Below are 832 nucleotides of genomic sequence, written 5' to 3'. Positions count from 1 at the left end.
CCATATCGACGTCGATCGAGCCAGTGCTCTTCCAAATGCCCCAGTCCCACAAGGCGGCCCAGCTCGGATGCGTACGACAGGCTGGCTAAGCGGCTTGGCGGAGTTGATCCTTTTTGTGCTCCTTCAGGTCGTCCATGTTGAGGTAGCGGTGAGCTTCGAGCCAGTTCTCATGCGTCTCCACCGCCAGCGCCCGCACCAGCCGGCAGCATGAGGCGGCATTGGGGAAGATCCGCACCACGTAGGTGCGTCGGCGGATCTCCTCGTTCAGGCGCTCGAGCATGTTGGTGCTCTTGAGATGCTTATGGTGCTGGCGCGGCAGCCGGTAGAACGTGAACGTCTCCTCGATCGTCTCCTCGGCCCAGGCGACCAGGCGCGGGTAGCGCCCCTCCCACTTGGCAATCCAGGCGGAGAGATCCCGCCGCGCCTCCTCGACCGAACGCCGGTCATAGAGCCAGCGCAGCTCCTGCAGGCAGTCGTCATCGGCCTTGCGCGGCAGGTGATCGAGCGCGTTCCTGAGGAAGTGCACATAGCACCGCTGGTAGGCCGCCTCTGACAGCACCTCGCGGATGGCGGCTCGTAAGCCGGCATGGTCGTCGGCCACCACCAACTCCACCCCGGAGAGACCGCGCTCGCGCAGGCCCAGCAGAAAGGTCTTCCAGACAGAATGGCTTTCCCGGTTGGCCATCTCGACGCCGAGGATCTGGCGCCGCCCGTCCCAGTCGATGCCCACAGCGATCAGCACCGCCTGCGAGGGCCTGTCAATGCCGTGTGAATCGTCCCCAGAAGTGCCGAAGTAAAATTCCCCACTTCTGCCGCTTACGTCCCCAGGGGC

The 832-nt window shown here is 64.4% G+C and carries 1 protein-coding gene; it reads right to left on the bottom strand.

Annotated features, from left to right (window positions below; translation table 11 throughout):
• Nucleotides 1-85: 85 nt before the first annotated feature.
• On the bottom strand, nt 86-832 hold a 747-nt coding region (locus JKL46_RS34950), incomplete at its 5' end, for an IS256 family transposase (protein ID WP_246529755.1).

Origin of the sequence: Microvirga zambiensis WSM3693, assembly GCF_016735695.1 — a bacterium.
GTDB classification, from domain to species: domain Bacteria; phylum Pseudomonadota; class Alphaproteobacteria; order Rhizobiales; family Beijerinckiaceae; genus Microvirga; species Microvirga zambiensis.
Note: the sequence above shows the minus strand (reverse complement) of the source record. Positions and strands in the feature narration are given on the sequence as shown.